Source organism: Pseudonocardia terrae (assembly GCF_021343995.1).
GTDB lineage: Bacteria > Actinomycetota > Actinomycetes > Mycobacteriales > Pseudonocardiaceae > Pseudonocardia > Pseudonocardia terrae.
Genome location: NZ_JAJTTE010000027.1, coordinates 15027 through 40745 on the forward strand (window position 1 = coordinate 15027; position 25719 = coordinate 40745).

Below are 25719 nucleotides of genomic sequence, written 5' to 3' on the forward strand. Positions count from 1 at the left end.
CTCCCATCGTCGCCGCGACGTGGGTGAACTGGTGGGGCGGGCAACAGTGCCGGCCCCGGCGCACCGACCGGCCGCTCGACGAGGCGGGCGTCGTCGCCGCCGTGCGCCGCGCCGCCGAACGCGGCCTGACCGTCCGCCCGCTGGGCTCCGGCCGGTCCGACAGCGCCCTGCCCCTCACCAACGACGTACACGTCGACTGCTCGGCCCTCACCGGCGTAGCCGCGATCACGTCCGACACGGTCCGCGCCCGCGCCGGCGCGACCGTCGCGTCGGTGCAGGCGGCGCTGGCGGAACGGGGCCGTGCACTCGCCACTCTCACGCACGCGCCGCTCGCCACCGTGGCGGGTGCGATCGCGACCGGGACCCACGGTTGTGGCGGACGGATCGGCTCGCTGTCGGACCAGGTCGTCGGGATGCGGTTCGTCGACGGCACCGGCCGGGTCCGGAAGGCGGAGGACCCCGAGCTGGACGCACTGCGGACCGGGCTCGGAGCGCTGGGCGTCGTGACCGAGGTGGAGCTGCGCACCGTGGCCGCCGAGGAGGTGGAGGCCCACGAGGAGCCGGTCGTGGCCGAGGAGGCCCTCGCGGTCGGCGGGCCGCTCGACGCGCACCGATTCGCGGCGGTGGAGCTGCACCTGCCCAGCGGCGAGGCGCTGCTGCGGTGGGCGGGGCCCGTCGTCGACCGGGAGCCCGAGCCCCCGGCCGGCGGACCGGTGGAGGCGATCGGCCGGGTCGTCACGCGGCTCGGCCACACGGCGTCGGCCCAGTGGTCGGCGCAGCGTTCCCGGCCGGCGCCGCGCTGGGAGGGCGTGGTGACCGGGCCGCCGCACGAGCTGCTGCCCGATCCGCACCCGGTCAAGGGCGGGTTCACCGAATGGGCCCTGCCGCGCGAGGCGCTCGCGGCCGCGATCCGCGAGCTCGGCGCGGCGACGGCGACGCGGGACCGCGAGATCCGGCGCCCGGTCGAGGTGCGCACGGGCCCGGCCGAGACGGGCTGGCTGCACCCCGCCCACGGCCGCGCGACCGCGTGGATCACCGTGCGGACGCATCGCGGCGACGACCACGGGCCGCTGTTCCGGCTGGTCGGCTCGGTGCTGGAGGGGATGGGCGGGCGGCCGCACTGGGGCGGGCGGCACGACTGGACCGCGGCCGATCTCGCGATGGCCTACCCCGCGCTGCCCGACTTCCTCGCCGTGCGGGACCGGCTGGATCCCGACCGCCTCTTCGGCGGCGACCACCTCGAGGCCCTGCTCGGCCCCTGACGACGACGCGTCAGGGAACCATGCCGCGATTGCTCGGGCGGGTTCTACGCGTGATGGAACCATAATGTGGTTCTTCGGGCCGCTTCTGCGCGTTATGGAGCCATAGTGCTCGCCCGAGCCGGACGGTCCGGCGTTATGGAGTCATAGTGCTTGCCCGAGCCTGGCCTTCCCGCGTTATGGAACCACAATGCTCATTTCGAGGCTGACCATCGTGCGTTGGAGTCATGCCTCGCTCGAACCTGACCCTCGTGCGTCATGGAGCCATAATGCTCGTTGTGAGCCCGACTCTCGTGCGTCATGGAGCCATAGTGCCCATATGAGCCCGACTCTCGGTCGTTATGGAGCCATAACGCTCATTTGAGCCCGACTCTCGGGCGTTATGGAGCCATGAGTGCGCCACGACGACGAGGGCCGGTGGTTCCGCGATCCGGTCACTCCCCCGGACCCCGGCCCACCGGCCCCCTGGTCGACGCCGATCCGCTCCCCAGCCGACCGACGTCCGCCGCGGCCCGAAGCAGCCGCGGTGCGTTTCCCTGATCACCGGGACCTCTCGGTCCCGGGCCTTCCTTCCTTCATCACCGGGACTCCCCAGCCCCGGGGTCTTCGTCCCGGCTCAGTACGCCAGGTGGTGGTGCCCCGAGCCGGACCCGACGGCCCGGCGGTGGTGGCGACCCGTGCGCGACGACAGCTCGCCCAGCGCCTGCGGGCCCGTGTCGGTCAGCGAGGTGTAGGCCGGAGCGGCGGGCGCGTAGGTCGGGACGTGCGCGGCGTAGAGCGGCGCGCGGTCGTAGCCCGCCGACACCGGAACCGGCTCGGCCTGCGGCACCGGCTGCGCCACCGACCGGGGCACGTACTGCGGGGCGGGTGGCGCCGGCGGCGTGGTGCGGGTGTTCAGCGTGGAGTAGGCCTGCACCGGGATCGGTGCGGTCAGCGGGTCACGGCGGAAGTCGTCGAGCGCCTCGGCCGAACGGCGACCGGGCCGGCGGGCCGGGGCCTGCCGGGCGGACTGCTCGGTCTGCCGCCCACGCCAGCCGCCGACCGTGAGGGCGTGGAAGATCGGCGTCTCCGCCGCGATCTCGGTCCGGCTCGCGTGGCGCCCCGGGAACGGACCGGTGTCCTCGACGCCCCGCACCCGCACCGTGGCCTTCCGCCGGCCGACCGCCCCGTCGAGGACTCGCTCCCTGTCGGTCACGCCCCGCACCTCCGTCATCTCTCCAACTCGCGTCGTCCGTGTGCCGCGCGATGCTGCCATCGGACCTGTCCCCACAGGGCCGTTCGGCGGCACACACCACCCACAACGGGGTCACCTTCTCGGGGAAACGGGTCGGGTGCGGTCGTTACCCGCTTTCGGGCCATCTCCAGCCATTCGGGTGGCGTAGCGGTCCCACGGGACCGCGTTCGTCGCTCTCCGCGTCCGGTCGAGCCACTTTCGGGACGCTCCGTGATGCCTCACAGGACCTCACAGGGGCCTCCGGGCGTCTTCCGACGGCCGGGGACCTGCGCCTCCCCCGCAACCTCACTCGATCGGGACGGGCGCCTCCGCCGACGACCTGCCGGGCCCTCCGGACGATCACCGGAACGACCACCGCCGCGCCGCCACCCCGGCCCGGACCGACGACGTCACCGCTGGTCCCCGCCCGATCGATCACGGCGCCCGAGCCCCGCCGGCCGCCACACCTTCGGGCGTGATCGACATCGACCGGCGTGTCGGCCGGGCCGCCCGCAACGCAAGATCACTACGGTTCTGCGTGTCACCGCAACCACCGCGAACTCCGCTCCGTCATGGCTCTCTCACCCGAGAGAACCAGCAGCCGCTCAGAAGGAGGTCAACTACACGGGTGTAATTCCACAGTCCGTAATTGAAGGCCTGGAGTGCTAGGCCAACTCGGTGGATCCTGCAACTCCCCGTCACCGAGACGGAGCAGTCCACTGCCACCGAAGACATGACGGTCGATCCGCCCGTGGCGCGATCGAGGAGGGGATACCGTGCGCGAATGACCGACGATCGGGCGGCCGGGACCGGCCCCGAGATCGGCTCCGCCGACGCCGCGGCCCCGCCGCGCACCCCTGAACCTGCGGGAACCCCGGTCCCGCCGCCGTCCCCGGTCGTCCCCGAACAGCGCAGCCGCCGCAGCGCCGCCTCCTACGTGCCGACCCCGCTGCGCGTGACCTCCGAGGTCGCGGCGCGTACCCTGATCATCGCTGCGGCGTTCGGCCTACTCGTCTTCCTCGTGATCCAGCTGCGGGTCGTCGTCGTCCCGGTGGCCATTGCGACGCTGATCTCCGCGCTCATGGCTCCGGTGGTGCACTGGTTGGTCGCGCGCCGGGTGCCGCGCGGCCCGGCCGTGGCGATCACGATCGTCGCGGGGTTCTGCGTCATCGGCGGGCTGCTGACCTTCGTGGTCAACACGTTCATCGGGGGCTTCGCGCAGCTGCAGGAGCAGCTGACCGCGAGCCTCACCTCGATCCAGCAGTTCCTGGCGCGGCCGCCGTTCAACCTCAGCTCCGAGCAGCTGCGCAACATCCCCACGCAGATCGGGCAGGCGCTCACCAACAGCCAGGCCAACCTGACGTCGGGCGTGCTGACCACCGCCGCGACGATCACCGAGGTCGGCGCCGGCCTCGCCCTCACGCTCTTCACGTTGATCTTCTTCCTCTACGACGGCCGGCGGATCTGGACCTTCCTGCTCAAGGCCGCGCCGCGGACCCGGCGCGAGAAGGTCGACATCGCCGGGCGGCGGGCCTTCGCCACGCTCGTCGGCTACACGCGGGCCACGGTGCTGGTCGCGTTCGTCGACGCGATCGGGATCGGGATCGGGCTGTGGGCCGTCGGCGTGCCGCTGGTCATCCCCCTGGCGGCGCTGGTGTTCCTCGGTGCCTTCGTGCCGACGGTCGGCGCGGTGGTGAGCGGCGCGGTCGCGGTGCTCATCGCGCTGGTGGCCAACGGGCCGATCCCGGCGGTGATCATCCTGGCCGTCGTGATCGGGGTGCAGCAGCTGGAGGGGCACGTGCTCCAGCCGTTGCTGCTCGGCCGGGCCGTCCGGTTGCACCCGCTCGCCGTGGTGCTCGCCGTGGCCGGCGGCGTCGTCGTCGCGGGGATCCCGGGCGCCCTGCTGGCCGTGCCGCTGCTCGCGGTGCTCAGCGCCGCGATCCGCTCCTTCGTGCGGGACGACGAGCCCCCCGCCCGCACCATCAACGCCGTCGACCCGCACGAGGCCAACGCCGAGACCGCGCACCGCATCCGGGTGCCCTCGTGGTGGAGCCGGTTCCAGAGCCGGCTGCGGCGCTCGGGCTGAGGACACGTCCGGGGCGGGGAGCGCTCGGGCTGACGTGCCGATCCGGGCCCGCGACGGGAGGATCGGGCGGGTGCGATACCTGATCACCGGCGCGACCGGGTACATCGGCGGACGGCTGGCCCCCCGGCTGATCGAGGAGGGCGGCGCCGACGCGACGGTGCGCTGCCTGGTCCGCGATCCCGGCAAGCTGCGCGACGTGCCGTGGGCCCGGCACGCCGAGATCGTGCGGGGCGACCTGCTCGACACCGAGAGCGTGCGCCGGGCGTGCGAGGACGTCGACGTCGTCTACTTCCTCGTGCACTCGCTGGCCGACCGGGACTTCTCCGCGCTCGACCGGCGGGCGGCGCTCATCCTCGCCGAGGCCGCCCGCGCCGCCGGGGTGCGGCGGATCGTCTACCTCGGCGGACTGCACCCGGACGGACCGCTGTCCGAACACCTCACCTCACGGGCCGAGGTGGGCGAGGTCCTGCTGCGCAGCGGGGTGCCGACGGCGGCGCTGCAGGCCGCGGTGATCCTCGGCTCGGGCTCGGCGAGCTTCGAGATGCTGCGCTACCTCACCGAGCGGCTGCCCGTGATGCTCACGCCGCGCTGGGTGCACAACCGCATCCAGCCGATCGCGGTGCGCGACGTCCTGCGCTACCTGGTCGGCGCCGCCCACCTGCCGCCCGACGTCAACCGGACCTTCGACATCGGCGGTCCCGACGTCCTCACCTACCTGGACATGATGCAGCGCTACGCCGCGGTGGCGGGGCTGCCGCGGCGCCGGGTCGTCGGTGTCCCGGTGCTCACGCCGCGACTGTCGGCGCACTGGGTCAACCTCGTCACGCCGGTGCCGAAGGGCATCGCCGCGCCGCTGATCGAGTCGCTGGTGCACGAGGTGGTGTGCCGCGAGCAGGACATCCTGCGGTACGTGCCGGACCCGCCCGAGGGCCGCATCGGTTACGACCGGGCCGTCGAGCTGGCCCTGGCGAAGATCCGCCACGGCGAGGTCGAGACGCACTGGTCCGGCGCCGCCGTCGAGGGCGCGCCGTCGGACCCGCTGCCGAGCGACCCCGACTGGTCCGGCGGCAGTGTCTACACCGACGACCGCGCACAGCCCTGCTCCGCACCGCCCGAGGAGCTGTGGCGGGTCGTGGTCGGGATCGGCGGCGAGCGCGGCTGGTACTCGTTCCCGCTGGCCTGGTCGGTGCGCGGGTGGATGGACCGGCTCGTCGGCGGGGTGGGGCTCAGCCGCGGCCGGCGCGACCCCGACCGGCTGCACGTCGGCGACGCGCTCGACTGGTGGCGCGTCGAGGAGATCGAGGACGGCACCCTGCTGCGGCTGCGCGCGGAGATGAAGGTGCCCGGCCTGGCCTGGCTGGAGATGGGCGTCGGGCCCGGCCCCGGCGGCTCCCGCTACACCCAGCGCGCCGTCTTCGTGCCCCAGGGGCTCGCCGGCCACCTGTACTGGTGGTCGGTCGCGCCCTTCCACGGCATCGTCTTCGGCGGCATGGTCCGCAACATCACCCGCACCGCCGAACGCCCGGCCCCGGAGGTCACCGGAGCCGCGCGCAGGGCGTCGTAGCTCGTACGCACCTCTGCGTATGGAGGCGCGGCGGTCGAGGCGGGACCCTCCTCGGGCGGACGCAGGCTCCGGCCGGCGTCACCGACGGCGACCGTGACGTGCCGGTCACGCGCGTCGCGGGAGGGAGGTATTCCATGCGGACCAGCCTCATTCGGTTCCTGAACGACAGCGAGGGCACCTCCCCGGTCGACACCTACGTCCGGGATGTGGCCGCAGCCCACGACTCTGGTTTCCATCGCATCTGGACGGTGCAGCTGCCGTGGGATCCCGACGTGGTCGTGACGCTCGCGGTTGCTCTGCGCGAGGTCCCCGGGATCCGCCTCGCGAGCGGGGTGCTGCCGATCCAGGGCAGGCACCCGATGGTGATGGCCCAGGAGGCACTCACCCTCTCGTCATTCGCCGAAGGTCGCTTCGCGCTCGGGATCGGGGTGACCCACGCCCTGGTCAGCGAAGGCATGTGGGGCATCCCCTGGAACCGGCACGTGAGCCGGATGGAGGAGTACCTCAACTCACTCCTGCCGCTGCTCGAAGGTCGTGAGGCCGCCGTCGAGGGTGAGACGGTGACCTGCCGCGGCACCATCTCGGTACCGGGGGCTACTCCTCCCGAGGTGTTCCTCGCCGCCCTCGGCCCGCGGATGCTGGACATTGCCGGTAGGCGCACGGCGGGGACGCTCACCTGGATGGTGGGGCCGCGGACGCTCCGCAACCACGTGGTCCCCACCCTCAGGCGCGCCGCCGAGGGGGCCGCCCGGACCGCCGACGTCGCGGCGGCGTATCCCGTCTGCGTCACTGACGATCCGGTGAAGGCGCGCGAGCTCGCCGTCGAGCTCTATGCGCTCTACGGCACGCTCCCCTCCTACCGCGCGATGCTCGACCGCGAGGGCCTCGACGAGCCGGCCGACATCGCGATCATCGGCGACGAGGACCACGTGGGCAGGAGGCTGAGCGAGCTGGCCGACCTCGGGGTCGCGGAGTTCACGGCCCACATCTTCGGGCCCTCCCGCGAGGACCGCGACCGGACCTGGGCGACGCTGCGAGAAGCCGCCCAGGCCTGAGTACCTACAGCTCGGTCAGGCCCGCGTCGAGGCGGTCGATCTCGGCGAGGTCGAGCTCGAGCTCGGCGGCGCGGCAGTTGTCCTCGAGGTGCGCGAGGTCGGCGGTCCCCGGGATCGGGAGCATGACCGACGAGCGCTGCAGCAGCCACGCGAGCGCGACCTGCGGCGCAGTCACGCCGTGGGCCCAGGCGATCTCGGCGACGGCGCCGCCCGGCTCGGCGAGGGCGCCGGCCGCGACCGGGTGCCACGGCAGGAATCCGATGCCGTTCTCGGTGCAGTAGCGCAGGACGTCGTCGCTGGCGCGGTCGACGAGGTTGTAGCGGTTCTGCACCGTCGCGACGTCGACGATCCCGCGGGCCTGCTCGATCGTCTCGACCGAGACCTCGGACAGCCCGACCTCGGCGATCTTGCCCTCGGCCTCGAGCTCGGCGAGCACGCCGAACTGGTCCGCGGCCGGGACCGTCGGGTCCACGCGGTGCAGCTGGAACAGGTCGATGCGCTCGACGTCGAGCCGGCGCAGGCTCAGCTCGCACTGCTGGCGCAGGTACTCGGGCCGCCCGCACGGCGTCCACTGCCCCGGCCCCGGACGCAGCTGGCCCGCCTTGGTGGCGATCGTCAGCCCGTCGTACGGGTGCAGGGCCTCGCGGATCAGCTGCTCGGAGGTCTCCGGCCCGTACGAGTCCGCCGTGTCGATGAGGTTCACGCCGAGGTCGACGGCGCGACGCAGCACGTCGAGCGCCGCCTTGGGATCGGCCGGCGGGCCCCACACCCCGGGCCCCGTGATCCGCATCGCCCCGAAACCCAGGCGGCGGACCACGGGTCCCTCGCCGATCCGGAACGTGCCGGCGGCAGCCGCGGGGCCGGCGCCCTCGGCGGCCTCGTTCTGCGAGATGACGCTGGTCATGGGACGAGGGTGGCACCGTGGGTGTCCGCGTCGCCCCCGATCGTGACCAGCACCGCAGGGGTCACGGCGGTCACGTGCGTCCGGTTGCCGCCCCGGCGCCCGCCCGTTAGCTTCGCGCCGTGGCCACGATCTCGCCGCTGGCCGACGCCGTCGACGCCCTGGTGCACGACGGCGCGGAGATCGCCTTCGAAGGGCTCGGCGCGGCGGTGCCCGCGGCGGCGGCCCGTGCGGTGCTGAGGCGCAGGCCGCGGGACCTCACCCTCGTCGGCACCGCACCCGGCCCGGCCGGCGACCAGCTCGTCGGCGCGGGATGCGTGCGCAAGCTCGTGTTCTCCCGGCTCGACCCGGGGCTGCACCGCATCCGCGACGCCCTGGTCGCGGGCTGGCCGGCGCCGCTGGAGATCGAGGAGCACACCCAGGCCGGGATGGCCGCGCGGTACGCCGCCGGCGCCTCCGGGCTGCCCTTCGCGACCGTCCGCGACGGCTACACCGGGACCGACCTCGCGGCCCTCACGCACGTCGCGACGGTCCGCTGCCCGTTCACCGGCGCGGAGCTCACCGCGCTGCCCGCCCTGCGCCCCGATCTCGCCGTGGTGCACGCCCGGCGCGCCGACCGGGCCGGGAACGTGCAGCTCGGCGGGGCTCCCGGGGTCCGCAAGGAGGCCGTGCTGGCCGCCCGCCGCGCACTCGTCACGGTCGAGGAGGTCGTCGACGAGCTGGAGCCCGAGCACGCCGCCGTCGTCCTGCCGGCGTTCGCGATCACCCTGATCGCGGTGGTGCCCGCCGCCCCGCCAGACCGGCACGCCTGCGACGACGCGGTGGACCGCTCCTGGGCCGGTGTGTCCGGCGATCGGGTCCGCTTCACGAGCTGGCTGGAGGAGATCCGCGCGTGAGCGACCAGATGCTCGTCACCGCCGCCCGGATGCTGGCCGATGGCGAGGTGTGCGTGGCCGGCTGCGGGGCGGCCCGGCAGGCCGCCCGGCTCGCCCGCGCCGTGCACGCGCCCCGGCTGACCGTGCTCGGCGACGACGGCACCGTCGACGGCCTGCCCGCCGCGACCGCGGGCGTCGCCGACCTGGCCTGCTGGCTGCAAGGCGGCCGGGTCGACGTCGGTCTGCTCGCCGCGGACCAGGTCGACGCCTTCGGCAACGTCAACACCACCGTCCTCGGCGAGTACGACGAGCCCACGAACCGGCTCGCCGGCGTCGGCGCCACCGCGGAGATCGCGGCCGGCGCGAGCCGGGTCGTCGTGCTCCTGCCGCACCGGCTCCCCGCCTTCGTGGAGCGGGTCGACTTCGTGACGGCGCCGGGCGCACTGGCCGGGCCGCTGGACCGGGCACACCTGGGACTGCGCGGGTCGGGGACGGTCGCCGTCGTCACGGACCTGGGCGTGCTGCGACCCGATCCGGCCACCGCCGAGCTCGTGCTCACCGAGGTCCACCCCGGCGTCACCGTCGACCGGGTACGGGCCGAGACCGGCTGGCCGCTCGAGATCGCCGACGAGGTGGGCGTCACCGAGCCGGCCACCGCCGAGGAGGTCGCCGCCCTGCGGGGCGGATGACAGGATCGGGCGCATGACCGACCTGCTCCACACCCGGACGGACGGACCCGAGGACGGGCCCGTGCTCGTGATGCTCGGCTCGCTGGGCAGCACGCTCGACATGTGGGAGCCGAACCTCCCGGCCCTCGCCGGGCGGTTCCGGGTGATCCGCATGGACCACCTCGGGCACGGCGCCTCACCCGTCCCGCCCGGCCCGTACACGATGGCGACGCTGGCCGAGGCCGTCCTGGCCACGCTGGACTCGCTCGGCGTCGACCGCGTGCACTGGTGCGGCCTCTCGCTCGGCGGGATGGTCGGGATGTACCTCGGCTCCGAGCACCCGGACCGCATCGCGCGCCTCGCGCTGTGCTGCACCTCCGCGGCCTTCCCGGACCCTTCGATCTGGCGCCAGCGCATCGAGGCCGTGGAAGCCGGTGGCACGACGGGCATCGCGCCGGGCGTCGTCGAGAAGTGGTTCACGGAGGACTGGGCGGAGAAGCACCTGGAGGTCGTCGAGCGGGCGGTCGGGTGGGTCTCCGACACCCCCGACGACGGCTACATCGCCTGCTGCGAGGCCATCGAGGTGTGGGACCACCGCGACCGGCTGGCCGCCGTGACGGCGCCGACGCTCGTGATCGCGGGGGACGAGGACAAGCCGACGCCCGTCGAGCCGCACGCCCGCACGATCGCCGAGGGCATCCCGGGGGCGCGGCTGGAGGTGCTGCGCGGCGGGCACCTGGCGACGATGCAGAGCGCGGAGGAGACGAACCGCCTCCTCCTGGAACACCTGACCTGAGCCGACCCGATCTCAGGAGACCGCTGAAGAACCCCGGCCAACTGCGCGACGACCGGGGTTCTTCAGCGGTCTCCTACGGCGTGTCCGGCCGCGCCCGCTGGGGCGCGGTCAGGGCCAGGCCGAGCGCGGCCATGGCCATGAGGATCCCGGCGACGACGATGGGCACCGCGGCCGCCGCACCACCGAGCACCAGAAGCAGCAGGCCGCCGCCGAGCAGGATCGTGGGCACGAGGCCCGCGGCGTGCACCGAGCGGCGGCCCGCGGAGCGGGCGGTGCGGGTCGCCGTGGCCGGCCGGAGCCGGCGCACCTTGCGGCCGAGCGCGCTGCACCGCGCCACGAACAGCGGATCGCCGGACATGAGGCCCTGCTCGATCAGGGCGAACTGGCTGCGCTCGCGGTCGCTGAGCATCGGTCGGGATACCCCCGGGTTCACGAAGGCCTGGTTGGGGAACGGGCGTCCCGCTCGTCGTCGATCCGGGTGCACCACGAACGAGTGTATGTGACCGAATCGTGACCTTGGACCGAGGTGTGACGGGACCCCGGATGTGATCGTCGTCGCGTGGTGAGGGGACCCTTCCCCTTTGCATGCACGATCACGCATAGGTAGCGTGCGCCGCATGGGAACGGGTCACGGACACGGGCACGGCCACGGTGCCGGCGGGGCGGGGGGCGACCGCCGCCGGCTGGTCGTCGCCCTGCTCGTGACCCTGGCCTGTGCCGTCCTCGGCGCCGTCGGCGCCCTGCTGACCGGCTCGCTCGCGCTGCTCGCCGACCTCGGCCACCTGCTCACCGACGCCGGGGCGCTCGCCGCCGCGGCCGTCGCGTCCGTGCTCGCGACGAAACCGGCCTGCCACCACCGGACCTTCGGCCTGGGCCGCGTCGAGGTGCTGGTGGCCGGGCTCAACGCCGTGGCGCTGGTCGCGGTGGTCGTGTGGGTGGCGGTGGAGGGCGTGACCCGGCTTTTCGCGCCGGCCGAGATCCCCGGCCTGCCGCTGCTGGTCATCGGTGCGGCCGGGCTCGTCGGGAACGTCGTGTCGCTGGTGGTGCTCGCCGGTGGCAACCGCGGCAACATGAACCTGCGCGGGGCGATGCTGCACGTCCTGGGGGACGCGCTGGGCTCGGTCGGCGTGATGGTCGCGGCGGTCGTGCTCGTCACCACGGGCTGGCCCTACGCCGACACCCTGGCCTCGCTGCTCATCGCCCTGTTGATCCTGCCCCGGGCGATCGGCCTGCTCCGCGAGGTCTGGCACGTGCTGCTCGAGGGCACGCCGCCGGGGATCGACGTCGCCGAGGTCCGCTCCACGCTGCTCGCCGTGCCCGGCGTGGCCGACGTGCACGACCTCCATGTGTGGGCGATCAACGACCGCACGCCGTCCATGTCCGCGCACCTCGTGGTCACCGAGGAGGCCGAGGACGCGACGGGCTGCGGGGCGACGGTGCTGGACCGCGCCGGTACCGCCCTGCGCGACGGCTTCGGCCTCGGCCACAGCACCCTGCAGCTGGAGCGCCGCGCCCACGTGGGGCACGAGCACACCTGCCACTGACCGACGTACGGAGCCACGACACATCTCTCCGGGGCCTCAGGGATGCGTTATGGATCCACAACGCACCTGTCGGCGACTTCAGGAGTGCGTTGCGGAGCCACGGCGCTCCGGGGGCGGTCTCAGCCGTGGGCGAGGTCGGCGAAGCGGCTGTAGTGCAGCTGGTGGGCCACGGTGATGGTGTTGGTGGGGCCGTTACGGTGCTTGGCCAGGATCAGGTCCGCCTCCCCGGCGCGGGGGTCGTCCCGCTCGAACGCATCCGGCCGGTGCAGCAGGATCACCATGTCCGCGTCCTGCTCGATCGAGCCGGACTCACGCAGGTCGGAGATCATCGGCCGCTTGTCCGTGCGCTGCTCGGGACCACGGTTGAGCTGCGAGATCGCCACCACCGGCACCTCGAGCTCCTTGGCCAGCAGCTTGATCTGCCGGGAGAACTCCGACACCTCCTGCTGGCGGGACTCGACCTTGCGGCCCGAGGTCATCAGCTGCAGATAGTCCAGGATGATCAGCTTCAGGTCGTTGCGCTGCTTGAGCCGCCGCGCCTTGGCCCGGATCTCCATCAGCGTGAGGTTCGGCGAGTCGTCGATGAACAGCGGCGCCTCGGAGATCTCCGACATCCGCCGCGCCATCCGCGTCCAGTCGTCGTCGCTCATCCGACCCGCACGCATGTCCGCCAGCCGGATCCGCGCCTCCGCCGACAACAGGCGCATCACGATCTCGGACTTGCTCATCTCCAGCGAGAACACCGCGCTGGTCATCTGGTGCTTGATCGAGCACGACCGCGCGAAATCCAGCCCGAGCGTGGACTTGCCCAGACCCGGCCGCGCCGCGACGACGATCATCTGGCCCGGGTGCAGCCCGTTGGTGCACGCGTCGAGATCGGCGAACCCGGTCGGCACGCCCAGCGACACCCCGCCCCGGGAGGCGATCGCGTCGATCTCGTCCATCGTCGGCTGCAGCAGCTCCTCGAGCGCGACGTAGTCCTCGCTCGTGGACCGCTCGGTGACCTCGTAGATCGCCGCCTGCGCCCGGTCGACGACCTCCTCGACCTCCGCGCCCTCGGCCCCGTGATAGCCCAGCTGCACGATCCGCGTGCCCGCCTCGACCAGCCGCCGCAGCGTGGCCTTCTCCGCGACGATCTCGGCGTAGTACGCCGCGTTCGCCGCCGTGGGCACCGTGGCGATCAGCGTGTGCAGATACGGCGCCCCACCGAGCCGGATCAGCTCCCCGCGCCGCTGCAGCTCCGCCGACACCGTGACCGCATCCGCCGGCTCACCCCGGCCGTAGAGATCGAGGATGCAGTCGTAGACCGTCTGGTGCGCCGGCCGGTAGAAGTCGTCCGGCCGCAGCACCTCCACCACGTCCGCGATCGCGTCCTTGCTCAGCAACATCCCGCCCAGCACGGACTGCTCGGCCGTGAGGTCCTGCGGAGGCTGGCGGTCGAACGGGTTCGGGACGACCCCGCCCGCGGACTCCCCGCCCTGACGACCCTCGCCCTCGCGGACGGCTCGCGGCCGATTGGGACGGTCATCCGTCACCGCCACCCGACGTCACCCCCTGTCACCACGTGGCCTCATCATATCGAACATGAGTTCGAACCGCAGGCCCATTCGCCCGGCCGCGCGACGAGCGTGCCGACCCCGCCCGCACCCGTCCGGGGTCACGCCCTCGGGTGGCGTGCGGCGAACGGTCGGCGGGCGGGCGGCGATCGTCCACGTGGCCCGGGCCCGTGACGGTAGGCGAGTCCGCGCCAGGGCCCAAACCGGCGTGTGGACAACCCTGGGGAGGGTGTGGGGACGGATCGGGGACACGGCAGGCGGGCCTCCCCACCGACCTGTGGACACCGTGGGGACAACCCCAGCTCAGCGCGCCTTTCCGCAGATCAGGACATGGGTGGCCGATGTGGACAACTTTCTTTTCGGTCCGCCCGGCGCGTCCCGGCGCGGGCGTGTCGGACCCCGCCGATACCGGTCCACCCGGCGCATCCGGACGCTCACCGAGCGACGCGGGCGCAACCTCTGCGTGTCGCTGCGGCGCGCCGGACGGTCGGTGTGCCGCCGCTCGCCGCAGGTGCTCGCGAGCCGACCCACGGAGATCGGCACCGAGGGCGACTTCAGTGCCGAGAACGCCGCGAGGGCGGGACCCGGTCGACTCGACCGCGATCCCGCCCTCGTGACGGAACGTGACGGACTCCGGGTCCGCCGATGCCGTTGTCAGGCGGCGACGACCGCCACCTGCAGCTCGGTCGTGACCTCCGGGTGCAGGCGCACCTTCACCGGGTGGGTGCCGACCGACTTGATCTGCTCGCCGATCTCGACCGCGTGCCGGTCGAGGGCCGGACCGCCGGCGCTGCGCACGGCGTCGACGATCTGGGCCGGGGTGACCGAGCCGAACAGGCGGCCGGAGTCGCCCGCGGCCTTGGCCTTGACGGTGACCGACAGCTCCTTGAGCGAGCCGGCGACCTCCTGGGCGTGGCCCAGGTCGCGGATCTGGCGGGCCTTCTGGGCACGGCGGATCTGCTCGACCTGCTTCTCGGCGCCGCGGGTCGCGACGATCGCGAACTGGCGCGGGAGCAGGTAGTTGCGGCCGTAGCCGTCCTTGACCTCGACGATGTCGCCGGGCGCGCCCAGGTTCGGCACGTCGGCCGTGAGGATGAGCTTCACGGTGCTACTCCTTCCTCGGGTCAGCGAGCGGTCGAGGTGTACGGCAGGAGGGCGACCTCGCGGCTGTTCTTCACCGCGACGGCGACGTCCCGCTGGTGCTGCCGGCAGTTGCCGGTCACGCGGCGGGCCCGGATCTTGCCGCGGTCGGAGATGAACTTCCGCAGCAGGCCGGTGTCCTTGTAGTCGATCTCCTGGGCCTTGTCCTTGCAGAACGCGCAGACCTTCTTCTTCGGCTTGCGCAGGACGGGCTTGGGCATTGCTGGTGCTCCTGGATGTACTGGTCCGCGCTCACGCGCGGGTGTGGATCGAGGTCAGAAGGGAGGCTCGTCGTCCGCGGCGGGACCACTGCCGGCCGGCGGGGCCGAGCCCCACGGGTCGTCGTAGCCGCCGCCACCCTGGCCGCCGCCACCACCACCGAAACCGCCGCCGCCACCGCCGCCACCGAAGCCGCCGCTGCCACCGCCGCGGCTGACCTTGTTGACCTTGGCCGTGGCGTAGCGCAGCGAGGGGCCGACCTCGTCGACCTCCATCTCGATGACGGTGCGCTTCTCACCCTCGCGGGTCTCGAACGACCGCTGCCGCAGCCGGCCCTGCACGATGACGCGCGCACCGCGGGTGAGCGTCTCCGCGACGTTCTCCGCGGCCTGGCGCCAGATGTTGCACCGCAGGAACAGCGCCTCGCCGTCCTTCCACTCGCCGGACTGGCGGTCGAAGGTGCGCGGCGTGGACGCCACCGTGAAGTTGGCGACGGCCGCCCCGGAGGGGGTGAACCGCAGCTCCGGGTCGGCGGTGAGGTTGCCGACCACGGTGATCACAGTCTCGCCGGCCATGGGGGCCTCCTCAGCTCGCGGCGGGGGCGGGCGTGCGCGCGGGGGCGGCCTTCGCGGCCTTCTTGGGCTCCTTGCGCAGCACCTTGGTGCGCAGGACGGACTCGTTCAGACCCAGCTGACGGTCGAGCTCGGCGACGGTGGCCGGCTCGGCCTGCACCTCGAGCACCGCGTAGATGCCCTCGGCGTTCTTGGCGATCTCGTAGGCCAGGCGGCGCTTGCCCCAGACCTCGACCTTCTCCACGGAACCGCCATCGGAGCGGATGACGTTCAGGAAGGTCTCCAGCGACGGCTGCACCGTGCGCTCGTCCAGGCTCGGGTCGAGAATGACCATGAGCTCGTAGTGACGCATGAGAACCACTCACCTCCTGTGGACTGGAACGGCCGCGGCGCTTCCGCGGCAGGAGGTTCTCACCCCGCACCGACAGAATCGGGCCGGCCCGGGAGACGGGGCTCCGGGTCCGGCTCGTCGCGGTGGCCCGGGTGGCCACCGGTCGGAGCGGTTGCACAGGAGGTTACCAGCGCGTTTCCGCCGGTCCGGCGCCGCCCCCGCGGTCGTTCACGCGGGTGAACGGTCCGCTGTGGTCCCGCCCCGGGATCCGAGGTGGGCGCGAGCGGAGGTCCCGGGCAGGGGAGGTGCCCGACCGGGCCGCCGGACCCGACCCGCCCGCGCCGGGAGTGCGGGAGTGCGGGACTGTCGGTGGGGGTCACTACCCTCGTCGGCATGCTCATCGGTGCCCACGTCCGCGACGACGACCCCCTCGCCGCGGCGGCCGAGCGGGGGGCGGAGATCGTGCAGTTCTTCCTCGCCGACCCGCAGGGGTGGAAGAAGCCGCAGCCGCACCCGCACGCCGAGGCGCTCGCGGGCGCGGAGGTCGCGACGGTGGTCCACTCGCCGTACGTCGTCAACGTGGCCTCGCCGAACAACCGCATCCGCATCCCCTCGCGGAAGCTGGTGGTGCAGCACGCGGAGGGCGCGAAGGCGGTCGGCGCGATCGGGCTGGTCGTGCACGGCGGGCACGTCACGAAGGACGAGGACCCGGCCGTCGGCGTCGACAACTGGCGCAAGTTCGTGGAGCGCCAGCAGGACGAGGGCGGCTTCGCGGTCCCGGTGTTCATCGAGAACACCGCGGGCGGCGACAACGCGATGGCCCGCAAGTTCGACGCGCTGGCCCGGCTGTGGGACGCGGTGGGCGAGTTCGGTGTCGGCTTCTGCCTGGACACCTGCCACGCGTTCGCGGCCGGCGAGGACCTGGTCGACGTCGTGGACCGGGCGAAGGCGATCACCGGCCGGATCGACCTGGTCCACCTGAACAACTCGCGGGACGAGTTCGACTCCGCCCGGGACCGGCACGCGAACGTCGCCTCCGGGACCATCGAGCCCGCCGTCCTGGCCGCGGTGTGCGCCGCGGCGGACGCGCCGGTCGTGGTGGAGACCCCCGCCGAGGGCCAGGCGGCGGACATCGCGTTCCTGCGCGAGAAGCTCGGACGGTGAGCGAGAGCGCGGCCGCGGGCTCCCCGGCCGCGCGGCCCGCCGATCCCGGCGCGCACGACCCCGGGCCGGCCCCCGCCCCGGCCGACCGCACCGACCCGGCCGCCCGCACCGACCCGGCCGACCGCACCACCCGCGCGCCCCTCGGCACGGCGGGCCTGGTCCTGCTCGTCCTGCTCACCGGCCTGACCCTGCTGCTGGGGTACGCCAACAAGGCCCGCTGCACCGGCCCGGAGTTCGACGCCGCGGGCCGGTCGGGCCCCGACCACGTGGTCCGGCAGTACCGGGACGTCTGCTACTCGGACATCCAGAAGCTGTGGCTGGGCCGGGACGTCGACCAGCACGTGTTCCCCTACGTGCACGGGTCGATCACCCCGGACGGACAGCTGCAGGGCGGCACCGTCGAGTACCCGGTCCTCACCGGCGTGCTGATGTGGCTCGGCGCGCTCGGTGTCTCGACCGACGCCGGCTTCCTGCTCGCCTCCGCGCTGCTCCTGGCCCCGTTCGGGCTGGTCACGGGCTGGATGCTGGGGCGGCTCGCGCGCTGGCGGGCGCTGCTGTGGGCGCTCGGCCCGCCGCTGGTGCTCTACGCCTTCCACAACTGGGACCTGCCGGCCGTCGCCTGCGCGGTCGGCGCCGTGTTCGTCCTGCACGGGCTGCGCCGGGAGATGCCGTTGCGCACCCGGGCGACCGCGGCCGCGGTGCTGCTCGGCCTGGGCTTCGCGGTGAAGCTCTACCCGGGGGCCTTCCTGCTCCCGCTCGCCCTCTACGTCCTGACACGGGGCCGGCCGCCCGGCGCCGGCCTCGACGTCGCGGGGGCCGTCCGCGTGTGCCTCGCCGGCGTCCTCACCGCCGTCGTGGTGAACCTGCCCTTCGCGGTGCTCGGCTTCACCGGCTGGGCGGCCTCGTTCACCTTCCAGCAGCAGCGCCCGGTCGACGTCAGCACCAACTCGATCTGGTTCTGGGGCGTCCGGCCGCTCATGGCCGACCTGGGCCTCGGCGAGGAGTTCGCGCCGGTGACCGACGTCCTCTCACCCGCCCTGGTGCTGCTGTCCTTCGTGGTCGCGGCAGGCGTCGGCCTGCTGCGCCGGCGGCGCGGGACGGTCTACCCCTGGATCGGGGTCAGCGCGGCGATGCTCTGCGGCTTCCTGCTGCTGCACAAGGTGCACTCGCCGCAGTACACGCTCTGGCTGCTCCCGTTCCTGGTGCTGCTGCGGGTCCGCTGGGGCTGGATCGCCGCCTACCTGGCGGCCGACGCGCTCATCGGCATCGGCATCTTCCGCTGGTTCTACCTGCTCGACGTCCGGGCCGACTCGGGGATCGCCGCCGGCTTCGCCGCCCAGGCCGTGGTGCTGGGCGTGTGGGGCAAGGCGGTCCTGCTCGCGATCCTGTTCGTGCTGTTCCTGCGCACGCCCGCGACCCTCGACGCCGCCGAACCCGGCGAGCCCGGCGAGGTCAGCGAGGTCAGCGAGGTCAGCGAGGTCAGCGCCACGCGAACACCGGCTGCTCCAGGTGGTCCACCCGGGTCGGGCGGCCGTGCAGCAGCAGCTCCCGGGCCTGGTACAGCACCGCCCCCGTCGGCGCGTGCACGAACCGGTCGAACAGCGGCACCTGGATGACCGGCGCCTCGGACTCCGGGATGGTGAGGAAGCGCGGCTCCACGTCGATGTCGGCCAGCGGGATCCGGTACAGCTCGCCGACCTCGTCGGGGTTCGGGGTCAGCTCACCCACCTCGCCGCCCCACAGCACGACCGGCGTGATCACGTACCCGGAGCGGGTGGGGTAGTCGTCGAGCAGCCCGAGCACGGCGTCCTCGCCCAGCTCGAGCCCGACCTCTTCGAGGAGCTCCCGCCGGCCGGTCTCGGTGATGGTCTCGCCCGGGTCGGAGCGCCCGCCCGGCAGCGCCCACTGCCCGGAGTGCCGGCGCAGGGTGGCGGCCCGCCGGGTGAGGAGGAAGGCCAGCCCGTCGGCCAGGCCGCCGCCGCCCGTGGTCACGAGGGTGAGGGTGACGGCGGAGCGCTTCAGGTCCGGCCGCTCGACGGCCCGTCGCTCGAACCCCGCCAACCGCTGCTCGACGGCCGCGCGCAGCGCCGCGACCCGGTTCCCGGAGTCCGCGTCGACCCCGTTCTCACCCGTTCCCATGCTCCGGACTCTGCCCCACGCGGACCCGGTGCGCGGGTCGCTGTGACCGCTGTCGCACCGGCCAGTCCGGATCGCGGCTCGGGTCGCCGGCGCGCACCGGGTCCCGCGAGGGCCGCAGGATCGAGCGCACCACGAGCACGCACAGCAGCACGACGACGGCGTCGCGGAGCAGGACCGCGCCGAGGAACCAGTCCGGGGGCAGCCCCTTGTTGTCCGTGCCGACGTAGAAGAACATCCGCGGCACCCACACCAGCGCGTCGACGGTCATCCACGCGAGCAGCAGCCGCCAGCGCGGCAGCGCGAGCACGGCCAGCGGCACCAGCCAGAGCGAGTATTGCGGGCTCCAGACCTTGTTGACCAGCAGGAACGCCGCGACGAGGAGGAACGCCAGGGACGCGAGCCGGGGCGGCCGGGGTGCCTTGGCGGCCAGCACGACGAGCCCCGCGCAGGCGATCACGAGCAGTGCCGCGGTGACGGCGTTGAGCGTGTTCGGCGCCTGGTCGGCGTGCAGGGGGCCGTCGAACCCGCTCCAGCCCGTGAAGTAGGACAGCGCGTAGTAGAGCGAGTCGGGGTCGGCGGGGCGGGTGCGGTTGAGCCGGACGAACTCCCACCAGCCCGTGGGCCACGCGATCGCGACCGGGAGGTTCACCGCCAGCCAGGTGACGACAGCGGCGCCGATCGTCCGCCACGCCGTGCCGAGCTCGCGCCGGCGGGCGGCGACGAGCAGCACCGGCAACAGCAGCAGCAGCGGATAGAGCTTGGCCGCGCCGCCGAGCCCGAGCAGCACCCCGCCGAGGACGGGCCGGCGCCGCGCGATCGCGAGCAGCCCGCCGCAGGCCAGGGCGACCGCCAGGGCGTCGAAGTTGGTGAAGGCGTGCACCGCGACCAACGGCGAGATCGCGACCAGCGCCGCGTCCCACGGCCGCTCCCGCCGCAGCCGCACGACCGCCCAGACCGCGACGACCCAGGCGAACGCCAGGCCGAGCGCGACGAGGTCGAAGTACACGACGACCGACAGTGCCGTCGGCAGCGGGAGCACGGCGGCGGCGGCCTGCCAGCCGTCCGTCAGCCGGGCCATGGCCCACTGGTAGAAGCCCGTGAGCACGGGGTACTCCATGTACCGCGTCTGCGAGGCGCCGGTGGCGGAGGTGTCGGTCCACGCGTCGCGGTACGGGACGGCCGAGGGGTCGTCGAGCCGCTCGATGCCGTACAGCGGCACCGTGTCCGAGTAGCACATGGCGACGTACTGGCGGTTGTTCTGCCAGTCGAGTGCCGGCTGCCCGTCGTCCGTGGGGTACTGCTGCAGGCAGGGTGACTTGCCGAGCCAGCCCAGCGCGAGCACCACCACCGCGAGCAGCAGCACCACCCGCAGCGGCGTCCAGAACCTGGCGCGGCCGACGAGGGCGTGCCGGCCGAGCGGTCCGCCGACCACCCGGCTGGCGGCCGCGACGAAGGGCTCGGTCCACGTCGGGACGATCCGACCGGGCCCCGGCGCCGGCTCGACCCGGCGGGTCGACCGCCCGGCCGTCGAGGGTCCGGAGGACCCGGACGACCCGGACGACGTCGTGTCCCCGGGAGCGACCGGCGGCGTCATCTAGCCGCCGCCGTTGTCGCCGTTGCCGCCGTTGTCCCCGCCGCCGTCGCCGGAGTCCCCGCCGCCGCCGTTCCCGTTGCCGTTCCCGTTGCCGTTCCCGTTGCCGTTCCCGTTGCGGGAGTTGCCGTTTCCGTTCCCGTTGCCGTTGTCGCCGTTGTCGCGGTTGTGGCGCTGCTGGCCGTCCTGACCGTCGTTGTTCGAGTCCGCGGCCTGCGTCGGCGCGCTCGACTGGGTCGGGATGTCCGACACCGGTGCCTGGCCGATCGGCGTGAACTTCGACCAGGGCTCGACGTCCGTCCCGCGCAGCGCGTCGGACATGTACTCCTGCCAGATCGAGCCCGGCAGCATCCGCCCGTAGACCGGCCGGCCGGCCGAGTTCTTGATCGGCGAGTTGTCGTCCGTGCCGACCCACACCGCGGTCGCGATCTGCGGCGTGTAGCCGACGGTCCAGGCGTCGTTGTTCTGGCCCTCGACGCTGCTCTGCACGGTGCCGGTCTTGGCGGCGACCGGGCGGCCGTCCCGCAGCCCGATCCGCGACGAGCTCGCCACGTCCGTCATCGACTCGGTGACGTTGCGCGCGACCTGCTGGCTGAACGCCTGCGTCCCGGCCGAGGAGCCGGTCCCGTGGTCGAAGATGACCCGGCCGTCGCTCGTGGTCACCTTCGCCACGAGGTAGGGCTGGCGGGCCACGCCGTCGGCCGCGAACGTGGCGAACGCGGACGCCATGTTCTCGGTGGTGACGTTCTTGTCGCCGAGGGCGATGCCGCCGGTCGGGTTGACCAACGATGCGGCCGGGATGCCCGCCTTGGCGGCGGCGTCGGCCACCTTCTGCGGCCCGACGTCGAGCGCCATCTTGTAGAACACGGTGTTGATCGACTGCGTCATGGCGGTCTTCACCGAGCACCGGCCGCAGCTCACGCCCTCGGAGTTCGAGACCTTCTGGCCCGCGAGGACCTGCGGCGACGACCCGTCGTACTGGGTGCCCAGGCCGATCGGGTCCGGCTCCTGCAGGGCCGCGGCGAGCACGAACGGCTTGAACGACGACCCGGGCTGCTTGGAGGCCTGCGCGTAGTCGAGGCCGACGCCGTCGTTGCCGCCGAAGTAGGCCAGCACCGCGCCCGTCTTCGGGTCGATCGACACGAGGGCCGTGCGGAGGTTCTTCGGCTGGCCCTTCATCACCGTGTTGGCGGCGTCGACGGCGTCCTTCTGCTTGTCCGGGTCGATCGTGGTCTGCACGGTCAGGCCCTCGGTGTTGATCTCCGTCTCGGAGATCCCGTTCTGCTCCAGCTCGGCGCGGACCTCGTTGTAGATGTGGCCGTTGGCGTCGCCGGGGATGCCGCCCTCGACCTTCGACGGCGGCAGCCACTGCGGGTACTGCTGCTGCGCGCGCTCGGCCTGGGTCATCCAGCCCATCTGGACCTCGCCGTCGAGCACGTAGTTCCAGCGGTCCCGGGACTTGTCCTGGTTCTTCGCCGGGTCCCACAACGACGGCGCCTGGATCAGACCGGCGAGCATGGCGCCCTCGGACGCGTCGAGCTGCTGGACGTCCTTGCCGAAGTACGCCTGGCTGGCGGCCTGGATGCCGTACGCGCCGCGGCCCAGGTAGATCGCGTTGAGGTAGTTCTCCAGGATCTCCTGCTTGGTCTGCTCCTTCGAGACCTTGGCGGCGAGCACGACCTCGCGGTACTTGCGCCAGAGCGAGAACTGGTCCTGGCCCGTGGTCACCTTGATGTACTGCTGGGTGATCGTCGACCCGCCGCCGATGCCGCCGGTCAGCTGGTTCCACACCGCGCGCCCGATGCCCGAGATGTCGAAGCCCGGGTTCGAGAAGAACGAGCGGTCCTCGGCGGACAGCACGGCGTGCTGCACCTGCTGCGGCACCTGGTCGAGGGTGACGTTGGTCCGGTTGATGTTGTTCGGCCGGACCGTGGCCAGCGGGCTGCCGTCGGCGAAGGTGAACGTGGCCACCTGGGTGTTGGCGACGTCGTCGGCGCTGGGCACCTTGAACGCGATCCAGCCGATCGCGAACGCCAGGAACGGCCCGACGATCAGCACGGCCAGGGCCCACAGCACGATCCGGCGCACGAGCCGCCCCCGTCCCGGCCGGCGACCACCGCCGTCGCCCTCGCCACCACCTCCGGTGCCCGGGCGGCGCGGCGGCGGACCGGGCTGGTCGGCCAGGGCGAGCGACGTCGGCCGGTCGTCCGGGCCGGACGTGCCGGCGTCGTGGGTCAGCAGCGGCGGGGGACCGGCGGGCGGGGGGCCGCCGGGCGGACCCTGCCGCCCCTGGGGCCCCGGCCCGACGCGCTGCGGCACCGGCCGGTTCGGCGGCCCGTAGGGGCCGGGCTGGTGCATGCCGGGAGGCGGCGCCTGCGGCGGGCCCGCCGGACCACCCGGAACGGGGCCACCCTGCGGCGGGCCGGACCGGGACGCGCGACCCCGCCAGGGCCCCCCGCCGGGTGGCGGGGGGCCCTGGTTCGGGCGGATGTCCCAGACGTCCGGGACGCCGGGCCGGGGCGGCGGGCCGCCGGCTGCTGGTCGGTCGCTGCGTTGATCGGTCACCGCGGGCTCCGTGCTTCTCCGGTCCGCCGCCGGGGAGCAGGGACGGACCGGGCTGGGGCGTGGGGTGCGGGCGCTGTACGGCTCACGGGGTCGGGGGTCATCGCGCGGGGGTCACTCGGCGGCGGTCCTCCGGCGACGCGGGCGGTCGGGCCGGGCACCGGTGCCCAGCACGGCCGATTGGACCAGATGGTTCCAGCTGCACGTGCGGCAGACCTCCACGAGGTAGACGGAGAACTCGCCGTGCCGGGCCGCCAGCTCCTCGACCTCCTCCGGGTCGCGGGCCGAGCCGGACACCTGGCGGAGCTCCTCGCCGAACACCCACCAGACGTGGGTCAACCGCTCCTTGCGGCACACCGGGCACTGCTGCTGCGTGGGCCGGCCGTGGAACCGAGCGGCCCGCAGGAGGTACGGGCTCGCGTCACAGACCTCCGCGGTTCCCACCCGACCGGCGTAGACGTCCGCGAGCAGCGCACGGCGCTGCAACGCGTAGTCGACGACCTGTCGCTGGGTGAGCACCCGACCAGGGTACTCAGCCACCCGCCCGTGCGGTCCCCGAACCGCCCGGACGGGCAGGGCCGCCGGGCGCACGCGCAGGTCGGGGGCGTGACCGGAATCTCGACACTGCGCGCGGATGTATCGCGCCGATATAGTGGTCCGACCGATCGCCGAGGACAGCGGGGTCCTCGGACGGCGCGTGGGAGGAGGGAGGCGGATGCTCGAGTTCGCCATCCTCGGGCTGCTGCTGGAAGCGCCGATGCACGGCTACGAGCTGCGCAAACAGCTCGGGCTGCGGCTCGGCGGGTTCCGTGCCTTCTCCTACGGCTCGCTCTACCCGGCGCTGCGCAGGCTCGTCCGCGCGGGCCTCATCGTCGAGGACCCGGACCGGTCGGGGAGCCCTCCGGCGACCGGTGGCGGCTGGTCCCGGCGCGCGCGGCGCGTCTACCGGATCACCGCCGACGGCAAGGAGCGGTTCGCCGAGCTGCTGGCCGAGTCCGGCCCGCAGACGTGGGACGACGAGAGCTTCGGCGTCCACATGGCGTTCTTCTCCCGGACCCCCGCCGAGACCAGGATGCGGATCCTGGAAGGCAGGCGGCGGGCCGTCGAGGAGCGCCGCGAGGGGTTGCGCGCGGCGCTCGCCAGGGCCGGCGAGCAGATCGACCGGTACACCCGCGAGCTGCACGAGCTGGGGCTCGACACCACCGAGCGCGAGGTGCGGTGGCTGAACGAGCTCATCGAGCGGGAGCGTCACCCCGGCGACGACGCCGGACCCGTCAGGCCTTGACGAAGGCCGAAGTCACCGACCGAGAAAGTAAGGAGAGCCGGCATGAGTGAGGTGCGAGTCGCCGTCGTCGGCGTCGGCAACTGTGCGGCGTCGCTGGTCCAGGGCGTCCAGTACTACGCGGACGCCGACCCCGCCACCCGCGTCCCCGGCCTGATGCACGTCGACTTCGGCGGCTACCACGTGCGCGACGTGAAGTTCGTCGCCGCGTTCGACGTCGACGCGAAGAAGGTCGGCCGCGATCTCTCGGAGGCCATCACGGCCAGCGAGAACAACACGATCAAGATCGCCGACGTGCCGCCGCTCGGCGTTCCGGTGCAGCGCGGCCACACGCTCGACGGCCTGGGCCGCTTCTACCGCGAGACGATCACCGAGTCGGACGAGGAGCCGGTCGACGTCGCGCAGGTGCTGCGCGAGACGCAGGCGGACGTCCTCGTCTCCTACCTCCCGGTGGGCAGCGAGGCGGCCGACCGCTTCTACGCGCAGGCCGCGATCGACGCGAAGGTGGCGTTCGTGAACGCGCTGCCGGTCTTCATCGCCTCGGACCCGGTGTGGGCGCAGAAGTTCACCGACGCCGGCGTCCCGATCGTGGGCGACGACATCAAGTCCCAGGTCGGCGCGACCATCACCCACCGGGTGCTGGCCAGGCTGTTCGAGGACCGCGGCGTGCAGCTCGACCGCACGATGCAGCTCAACGTGGGCGGGAACATGGACTTCCTGAACATGAAGGAGCTCGAGCGCCTCGAGTCGAAGAAGGTGTCCAAGACTCAGTCGGTGACCTCGCAGGTCGACCGGGACATGGGCAAGGACAACGTGCACATCGGCCCGTCGGACTACGTCGCCTGGCTCGACGACCGCAAGTGGGCCTACGTCCGGCTCGAGGGCCGCGCGTTCGGCGACGTCCCGCTCAACCTGGAGTACAAGCTCGAGGTCTGGGACTCGCCCAACTCCGCGGGCATCATCATCGACGCCGTGCGCGCCGCGAAGATCGCCAAGGACCGCGGGATCGGCGGTCCCATCCTCTCCGCGTCGAGCTACTTCATGAAGTCGCCGCCGGAGCAGTACAGCGACTCCGAGGCCCGCAACGCCGTCGAGGAGTTCATCCGGGGCGAGCGGGAGCGCTGACCCACCCCACCCCCGTCGCCCCACCTGCCGAACCCCGGTCGGAGCCCCGCTCCGGCCGGGGTTCGCTTTTTCTTGCT

At 73.2% G+C, this 25719-nt stretch carries 23 protein-coding genes; 11 read left to right on the plus strand and 12 right to left on the minus strand.

Going from position 1 to position 25719, the window contains the following annotated elements; translation table 11 throughout:
* Positions 1-23 precede the first annotated feature (23 nt).
* Positions 24-1262: a D-arabinono-1,4-lactone oxidase gene (locus LWC33_RS18865; RefSeq protein WP_233305725.1), complete on the plus strand. Its 1239-nt coding sequence runs from the start codon at positions 24-26 to the stop codon at positions 1260-1262.
* Between the two features lie 613 nt (positions 1263-1875).
* Here LWC33_RS18865 and LWC33_RS18870 read toward each other — a convergent pair.
* A complete protein-coding gene (locus LWC33_RS18870) occupies positions 1876-2454 on the minus strand; it encodes a hypothetical protein (protein ID WP_233305726.1) in 579 nt (192 codons plus the stop codon).
* 802 nt (positions 2455-3256) lie between these two features.
* Here LWC33_RS18870 and LWC33_RS18875 point away from each other — a divergent pair.
* From LWC33_RS18875 to LWC33_RS18885, 3 genes are all read left to right on the plus strand, one after another.
* Positions 3257-4558, plus strand: coding sequence for an AI-2E family transporter (locus LWC33_RS18875; protein ID WP_233305727.1), 1302 nt, complete (start codon positions 3257-3259; stop codon positions 4556-4558).
* 70 nt (positions 4559-4628) lie between these two features.
* Positions 4629-6122 carry an SDR family oxidoreductase gene (locus LWC33_RS18880; RefSeq protein WP_233305728.1) on the plus strand — a complete coding sequence of 498 codons (1494 nt, stop codon included), beginning with the start codon at positions 4629-4631 and terminating at the stop codon, positions 6120-6122.
* A 134-nt stretch (positions 6123-6256) separates the two neighbouring features.
* Entirely contained in the window at positions 6257-7177 is a 921-nt protein-coding gene (locus LWC33_RS18885; protein WP_233305729.1) for a TIGR03564 family F420-dependent LLM class oxidoreductase, read from the plus strand.
* 4 nt (positions 7178-7181) lie between these two features.
* Here LWC33_RS18885 and LWC33_RS18890 read toward each other — a convergent pair whose 3' ends face one another.
* Positions 7182-8081, minus strand: a complete 900-nt coding sequence (locus LWC33_RS18890; RefSeq protein ID WP_233305730.1) for an aldo/keto reductase — start codon at positions 8079-8081, stop codon at positions 7182-7184.
* Positions 8082-8200: 119 nt separating this feature from the next.
* Here LWC33_RS18890 and LWC33_RS18895 point away from each other — a divergent pair, with 119 nt between their 5' ends.
* Genes LWC33_RS18895 through pcaD form a run of 3 tightly spaced genes read left to right on the plus strand, consistent with a single transcriptional unit; the run spans position 8201 to position 10417 of the window.
* Complete coding sequence (locus LWC33_RS18895) at positions 8201-8974, plus strand: CoA transferase subunit A (RefSeq protein ID WP_233305731.1); 774 nt, start codon at positions 8201-8203, stop codon at positions 8972-8974.
* On the plus strand, positions 8971-9642 hold the full coding sequence (locus LWC33_RS18900; protein WP_233305732.1) for a CoA-transferase: 672 nt from the start codon (positions 8971-8973) through the stop codon (positions 9640-9642). Before LWC33_RS18895 ends, LWC33_RS18900 begins: the two co-directional genes overlap by 4 nt.
* A 13-nt stretch (positions 9643-9655) precedes the next feature.
* Positions 9656-10417 (plus strand): 3-oxoadipate enol-lactonase, encoded by a 762-nt coding sequence (gene pcaD / locus LWC33_RS18905; protein WP_233305733.1) that lies wholly within the window; start codon positions 9656-9658, stop codon positions 10415-10417.
* A gap of 73 nt (positions 10418-10490) precedes the next feature.
* On the opposite strand, the gene LWC33_RS18910 is transcribed toward pcaD, so the two are convergent.
* Positions 10491-10826, minus strand: a complete 336-nt coding sequence (locus tag LWC33_RS18910; protein ID WP_233305734.1) for a DUF3040 domain-containing protein — start codon at positions 10824-10826, stop codon at positions 10491-10493.
* 208 nt (positions 10827-11034) lie between these two features.
* Between LWC33_RS18910 and LWC33_RS18915 the strand changes: the two genes are divergently transcribed.
* Complete coding sequence (locus LWC33_RS18915) at positions 11035-11961, plus strand: cation diffusion facilitator family transporter (protein ID WP_233305735.1); 927 nt, start codon at positions 11035-11037, stop codon at positions 11959-11961.
* A 119-nt stretch (positions 11962-12080) separates the two neighbouring features.
* On the opposite strand, the gene dnaB is transcribed toward LWC33_RS18915, so the two are convergent.
* The 5 genes from dnaB to rpsF all read right to left on the minus strand — a co-directional run bounded on the left by dnaB (position 12081) and on the right by rpsF (position 15800).
* The gene (dnaB, locus tag LWC33_RS18920) at positions 12081-13502 is read right to left on the minus strand and encodes a replicative DNA helicase (RefSeq protein ID WP_233305736.1); all 1422 of its coding nucleotides are present in this window, start codon (positions 13500-13502) and stop codon (positions 12081-12083) included.
* A gap of 669 nt (positions 13503-14171) precedes the next feature.
* The gene (gene rplI / locus LWC33_RS18925; protein ID WP_233305737.1) at positions 14172-14621 is read right to left on the minus strand and encodes a 50S ribosomal protein L9; all 450 of its coding nucleotides are present in this window, start codon (positions 14619-14621) and stop codon (positions 14172-14174) included.
* 20 nt (positions 14622-14641) lie between these two features.
* On the minus strand, positions 14642-14878 hold the full coding sequence (rpsR, locus tag LWC33_RS18930; RefSeq protein WP_037042067.1) for a 30S ribosomal protein S18: 237 nt from the start codon (positions 14876-14878) through the stop codon (positions 14642-14644).
* Positions 14879-14932: 54 nt separating this feature from the next.
* Positions 14933-15451, minus strand: coding sequence for a single-stranded DNA-binding protein (locus LWC33_RS18935; protein WP_233305738.1), 519 nt, complete (start codon positions 15449-15451; stop codon positions 14933-14935).
* A gap of 10 nt (positions 15452-15461) precedes the next feature.
* Positions 15462-15800: a 30S ribosomal protein S6 gene (gene rpsF / locus LWC33_RS18940; RefSeq protein ID WP_233305791.1), complete on the minus strand. Its 339-nt coding sequence runs from the start codon at positions 15798-15800 to the stop codon at positions 15462-15464.
* A 372-nt stretch (positions 15801-16172) separates the two neighbouring features.
* Here rpsF and LWC33_RS18945 point away from each other — a divergent pair, with 372 nt between their 5' ends.
* On the plus strand, positions 16173-16943 hold the full coding sequence (locus LWC33_RS18945; protein ID WP_233305739.1) for a deoxyribonuclease IV: 771 nt from the start codon (positions 16173-16175) through the stop codon (positions 16941-16943).
* Between the two features lie 1479 nt (positions 16944-18422).
* On the opposite strand, the gene LWC33_RS18955 is transcribed toward LWC33_RS18945, so the two are convergent.
* The 4 genes from LWC33_RS18955 to LWC33_RS18970 form a co-directional block, all read right to left on the minus strand.
* On the minus strand, positions 18423-19082 hold the full coding sequence (locus tag LWC33_RS18955) for an NUDIX hydrolase (RefSeq protein WP_233305740.1): 660 nt from the start codon (positions 19080-19082) through the stop codon (positions 18423-18425).
* Positions 19069-20676 (minus strand): glycosyltransferase family 87 protein, encoded by a 1608-nt coding sequence (locus LWC33_RS18960; protein ID WP_233305741.1) that lies wholly within the window; start codon positions 20674-20676, stop codon positions 19069-19071. Before LWC33_RS18960 ends, LWC33_RS18955 begins: the two co-directional genes overlap by 14 nt.
* Positions 20677-23031, minus strand: coding sequence for a transglycosylase domain-containing protein (locus tag LWC33_RS18965; protein ID WP_233305742.1), 2355 nt, complete (start codon positions 23029-23031; stop codon positions 20677-20679).
* A gap of 318 nt (positions 23032-23349) precedes the next feature.
* On the minus strand, positions 23350-23754 hold the full coding sequence (locus LWC33_RS18970; RefSeq protein ID WP_233305743.1) for a DUF5318 family protein: 405 nt from the start codon (positions 23752-23754) through the stop codon (positions 23350-23352).
* 196 nt (positions 23755-23950) lie between these two features.
* Here LWC33_RS18970 and LWC33_RS18975 point away from each other — a divergent pair, with 196 nt between their 5' ends.
* Positions 23951-24520: a PadR family transcriptional regulator gene (locus tag LWC33_RS18975; protein ID WP_233305744.1), complete on the plus strand. Its 570-nt coding sequence runs from the start codon at positions 23951-23953 to the stop codon at positions 24518-24520.
* Between the two features lie 42 nt (positions 24521-24562).
* Positions 24563-25642: an inositol-3-phosphate synthase gene (locus tag LWC33_RS18980; protein ID WP_233305745.1), complete on the plus strand. Its 1080-nt coding sequence runs from the start codon at positions 24563-24565 to the stop codon at positions 25640-25642.
* Positions 25643-25719: the final 77 nt, after the last annotated feature.

Bases quoted from the DNA above. Each gene is read 5' to 3' on its own strand.
- LWC33_RS18875 (WP_233305727.1), top strand. From the start codon at position 3,257: ATGACCGACGATCGGGCGGCCGGGACCGGCCCCGAGATCGGCTCCGCC.
- LWC33_RS18885 (WP_233305729.1), top strand. From the start codon at position 6,257: ATGCGGACCAGCCTCATTCGGTTCCTGAACGACAGCGAGGGCACCTCC.
- LWC33_RS18890 (WP_233305730.1), bottom strand. From the start codon at position 8,081: ATGACCAGCGTCATCTCGCAGAACGAGGCCGCCGAGGGCGCCGGCCCC.
- pcaD (WP_233305733.1), top strand. From the start codon at position 9,656: ATGACCGACCTGCTCCACACCCGGACGGACGGACCCGAGGACGGGCCC.
- LWC33_RS18910 (WP_233305734.1), bottom strand. From the start codon at position 10,826: ATGCTCAGCGACCGCGAGCGCAGCCAGTTCGCCCTGATCGAGCAGGGC.
- LWC33_RS18915 (WP_233305735.1), top strand. From the start codon at position 11,035: ATGGGAACGGGTCACGGACACGGGCACGGCCACGGTGCCGGCGGGGCG.
- rpsR (WP_037042067.1), bottom strand. From the start codon at position 14,878: ATGCCCAAGCCCGTCCTGCGCAAGCCGAAGAAGAAGGTCTGCGCGTTC.
- LWC33_RS18935 (WP_233305738.1), bottom strand. From the start codon at position 15,451: ATGGCCGGCGAGACTGTGATCACCGTGGTCGGCAACCTCACCGCCGAC.
- rpsF (WP_233305791.1), bottom strand. From the start codon at position 15,800: ATGCGTCACTACGAGCTCATGGTCATTCTCGACCCGAGCCTGGACGAG.
- LWC33_RS18945 (WP_233305739.1), top strand. From the start codon at position 16,173: ATGCTCATCGGTGCCCACGTCCGCGACGACGACCCCCTCGCCGCGGCG.
- LWC33_RS18955 (WP_233305740.1), bottom strand. From the start codon at position 19,082: ATGGGAACGGGTGAGAACGGGGTCGACGCGGACTCCGGGAACCGGGTC.
- LWC33_RS18960 (WP_233305741.1), bottom strand. From the start codon at position 20,676: ATGACGCCGCCGGTCGCTCCCGGGGACACGACGTCGTCCGGGTCGTCC.
- LWC33_RS18965 (WP_233305742.1), bottom strand. From the start codon at position 23,031: ATGCACCAGCCCGGCCCCTACGGGCCGCCGAACCGGCCGGTGCCGCAG.
- LWC33_RS18975 (WP_233305744.1), top strand. From the start codon at position 23,951: ATGCTCGAGTTCGCCATCCTCGGGCTGCTGCTGGAAGCGCCGATGCAC.
- LWC33_RS18980 (WP_233305745.1), top strand. From the start codon at position 24,563: ATGAGTGAGGTGCGAGTCGCCGTCGTCGGCGTCGGCAACTGTGCGGCG.